Annotated in this window: 3 protein-coding genes; 2 read left to right on the top strand and 1 reads right to left on the bottom strand. The window is 30.3% G+C overall.

The features are described 5' to 3' along the window. Positions 1-112: 112 nt before the first annotated feature. On the bottom strand, positions 113-1,192 hold the full coding sequence (locus J7G74_RS13420) for a M24 family metallopeptidase (protein WP_297136262.1): 1,080 nt from the start codon (positions 1,190-1,192) through the stop codon (positions 113-115). A 407-nt stretch (positions 1,193-1,599) separates the two neighbouring features. Between J7G74_RS13420 and J7G74_RS13415 the strand changes: the two genes are divergently transcribed. Next, complete coding sequence (locus tag J7G74_RS13415; protein ID WP_297136260.1) at positions 1,600-3,393, top strand: aminopeptidase P family protein; 1,794 nt, start codon at positions 1,600-1,602, stop codon at positions 3,391-3,393. Positions 3,394-3,411: 18 nt separating this feature from the next. Then, positions 3,412-4,262, top strand: an 851-nt coding sequence (locus J7G74_RS13410; protein ID WP_297136259.1) for an MFS transporter, incomplete at its 3' end; no start/stop codon positions are given.

Here is a 4,262-nt window from a genome sequence, read left to right as displayed (position 1 = left end):
CTGCTCAAGCTGCAATTAAAAAAAATAATAAATAGACACATAAATATTATTAATATAAAAACGGTGAACAGAATGTTCACCGTTTTATTTTAATTATTTTAAAAGTTGATGTTTATTTTATAACTGTTAATTCTTTAGATACATTATTTAATACTTCGCAGCCATCTTCAGTTATAAGAACTAAATCCTCTATACGAACACCAACTTCACCTTCTAAGTATATACCTGGCTCAACAGAGAATACCATACCTGGTTTTAATATATTTTCGTTTACAGAAGAAACGTCACCGAATTCGTGGCATTCCATACCTATAGAGTGACCAGTTCTATGAGTGAAGTATTCACCATATCCTTTTTCAGTTATGTAATCACGGCAAGCATTATCTACATCACAGAATCTGTTACCTGGTTTACAAGCAGCTATACCTCTTAAGTTAGCTTCTTTAACTATTTCATATACTTCTCTTGCTTTTTCAGATACTTCACCTATAAATACTGTTCTAGTCATATCAGAGCAGTATCCATCTTTTACACATCCTATATCTAAAACAACTGAATCTCCAACTTTTCCAGTTGAATTATCTGATTCATGGTGAGGGTCAGCAGCATTAGCACCATATCCTATTATTGGATCAAAAGAGTGACCTTGTGCTCCACCTTCAAGATACATTTCCAAAATTTTATCTGCCATTTCTAATTCAGTATAACCTTCTTTAACAAGTGGTTGTAATTTTTCCATAACCTCATCATTTAATTTAGATGCAGCTCTCATTAAATCCTGCTCTTTTTCATTTTTTATTTGACGAATATTATCAACTATGAATGAACCATCAATGAATTCAGTAGCATTTAATTTTTTCATTAAAGGTAATAAGAATTTAGCTGGCCATACTTTATCTATACCAACTATAGTGTTTTCTCTCATTACATTTGCTAACATACCTACATAATCATCAATATCATCAAAGTAGATTATTTCAGCTCCTTCAATTGGAGTAGATTGTGGGAATAGTTTACCTATGAAAAACTTATGATTACCTTCTACATCAAGATAAAGTGCAAGCATTCTTTCTCCACAATTTAGCATACGACCAGTTAAGTAACATATAGAAGCTGGGTCAGCTACTATTAATTGTGGTACATTATTTTCCTTCATTGAGTCTAAAATACTTTGTAATTTTAATTGATCCATTAATAAATCCCCCTATAAATTGCGAAATTATTAGTTAAAATTTTATTTATTATAATTTAACTTTTAAGATAATTGTAATTACCATATTGATTAAAGTCAATATAAGTAAATAAAAGTTAAGTAGACAGAAAATTCAATTTATTAAGTTAAAATATTTTTATTTTAAATTTTATGAATAGGTTGATAATTGAATAATGTTTCTAAAAAATAGTATATTTATATAAAATATTGCTAATATATAGTGTAAATATCATAACATTATATTATAATTACAGTTAGAATAGGGGCTAGTATACAAATTAAAATCTGATTTTAGGAGATTAATTCTAAATGTATACTATTTATTATTAAAACATTATATTATAGTGTAATGTTTTAAAATATTTATTTCGGGAGTGGATAGATTAATGAGTATATCAAATAGAATATCTGCACTAAGAAAAATAATGGAAGAAAAGCAAATTGATGCTTATATAATTCCATCTGCAGACAATCATCAAAGTGAGTATGTTGGGGAATATTTTAAAGCTAGAAGATTTATGTCAGGGTTCACTGGTTCTGCTGGAACAGTTGTTGTAACTAAGGACCAAGCAGGATTATGGACAGATGGTAGATACTTTATACAAGCTGAAAATCAATTAGCAGGTAGTGGAATAGATTTATTTAAAATGGGTGAAGAAGGGGTACCAACTGTAGAAGAGTTTGTTAAAGAGAAAACACCTGTTGGTGGAGCTTTAGGATTTGATGGAAGATTAATATCTGCTTTAGAAGGTCTAGATTTAGCAAGAACACTTAAAGAAAAAAATATTACTATAAAATACGAATATGACCTTGTAGATATGATTTGGAAAAATAGACCAGCTTTATCTGAAGAATCAGCTTTTGCATTAGATATTAAATATGCTGGTGAAAGTTTTGAATCAAAAATAAATAGAATAAGAGAAGTTATGAGAAAAAATAATGCATCAATGCATGTAGTTACAACGCTAGATGAGGTTGCATGGATATTTAATATAAGAGGAAATGATGTAAGTTATACACCAGTAGTACTTGCATATGCGATAATAACATTAGATAAAGCTTATTTATTTATAGATGAAAATAAATTGAATGAAAGTATCAAGGCAGATTTTGCTAAATTTAATATAGAAATAAAACCATATAACGATATATATGAATTTATAAAAAATATTGATAAAAAAGAATGTGTAATGTTAGACCCAGAAAGAACAAATTATTCTTTATATAACAATATTTCTGATGAAATAGAAAAAATAGAAATAGAAAATCCATCTGTTTTGATGAAAGCTATAAAAAATGAAACAGAGTTAAAAAATACAAGAAATGCTTATATAAAAGATGGTATAGCGTGTACTAAATTTATGTACTGGTTAAAAAATAATGTAGGAAAAATAAAAATAACTGAGCTTAGTGCTTCTGAAAAGTTGTTAGAACTTAGAAAAGAACAAGAAGGATTTGTTGACTTAAGTTTTGAAACTATTGCAGGATATAAGGAACATGCGGCTATGATGCACTATAGTGCAACGGAAGATAGTGATTATGAAGTAAAAGCTGAGCATATGTTACTAGTAGACTCTGGAGGACATTATTATGAAGGAACTACTGATATAACGAGAACTTTTGTACTTGGGGAATTAAACAATGAATTAAAAACTCATTTTACAGCAGTACTTAGAGGTATGATAAATCTTTCAATGGCTAAGTTTTTAAGAGGTTGCAGAGGTTACAACTTAGATATATTAGCAAGGGGCCCTATGTGGGATATGGGAATAGATTATAAATGTGGTACAGGACATGGTGTAGGCTATATGTTGAGTGTACATGAGGGACCAAGTGGATTCCGTTGGTACATTGTTCCTGCAAAACATGAAACAACTCCTTTTGAAGAAGGAATGGTTATTACAAATGAACCAGGAATTTATATGGAAGGTTCACATGGCATTCGTACAGAAAATCAATTAGTTGTGAAGAAAGCTGAAAAAAATGATTCAGGGCAATTTATGGAGTTTGAAACTATTACAATGTGTCCAATCGATTTAGATGGAATTAACCCAGAGTTAATGACACAAAGAGAAAAGGACTTCTTGAATAGTTATCATAAAAAAGTGTATGACACAATCAGTCCATATTTAACAGCAGAAGAAAATGACTGGCTTAAGGAGTACACAAAAGAAATATAATCATCAATAGGGGGAAATATGGAAAACACAGTAAAAACTAAAAAGAAATATCCTTTTGGCTTCTATGTGTGTGCATTATCATTCACATTAGAGCGTATGGCATTCTATTCATCTAAATGGTTAATAGGTATATTTATAGTTGCTTCAGTAGCTAAAGGAGGACTTGGATTAACTGATGCAGTAGGAGCTAAAATGGGTGCTAACTTAGTAGCATTCACTTACTTAACACCAATACTAGGAGGATACATAGCTGATAAATGGGTGAGCCCAAGATTATGTGTAGTATTAGGAGCGATATTAATGGGGCTAGGTTATGTTTGTGGGTGGCAAGCATCTGTTCAAAGCTCTATGGGACTTGTATGGGCAATGATAGCTCTTGTATCTATAGGTACAGGTTTATTTAAAGGTAACGTTTCAGGGATTAATGGTAAATTATTTGATGACCCAGAGCAACTTGACTCAGCATTTTCAGTCCAATATTCATTTGTTAATATAGGTTCTTTCACAGGAACTACTATAGTATCTTTCATAGCTTATGGAGTTGGATTTGGACCTACATTCTTATTATGTGCAGCATTATTATTCTTAGATGCAATATGGCTAATAATAGGTGGTAAAATAGGATTTGGTGAAGTTGGTAAAAAACCTTTCAAAGCTGATGAAGTTAAAACTACTACTTCTAAAAAAGAAGAAAATAATGATGTACCACTTACTGGTAAAGAAAAGCAAAGAATTGCAGCTATTATTCTTGTTACAATATTCTCAATAATATTCTGGATAGTTTGGTACTTAACTTATAATCCTATAATGTATCACTGGGGACCAGATTTTGATTATGCTAATAAAGCTAACTGGATGATAGGAAACTT

The sequence above is a fragment of the Terrisporobacter sp. genome (genome assembly GCF_017888745.1).
Taxonomy (GTDB): Bacteria; Bacillota; Clostridia; order Peptostreptococcales; family Peptostreptococcaceae; genus Terrisporobacter.
The sequence above is the reverse complement of the archived record's forward strand: the minus strand, read 5'-3'. Positions and strand labels throughout refer to the sequence as shown.

What these genes read in the sequence shown, in the direction of transcription:
- J7G74_RS13415 (WP_297136260.1), top strand. Translation starts at nt 1,600, where the DNA reads ATGAGTATATCAAATAGAATATCTGCACTAAGAAAAATAATGGAAGAA.
- J7G74_RS13420 (WP_297136262.1), bottom strand. Translation starts at nt 1,192, where the DNA reads ATGGATCAATTAAAATTACAAAGTATTTTAGACTCAATGAAGGAAAAT.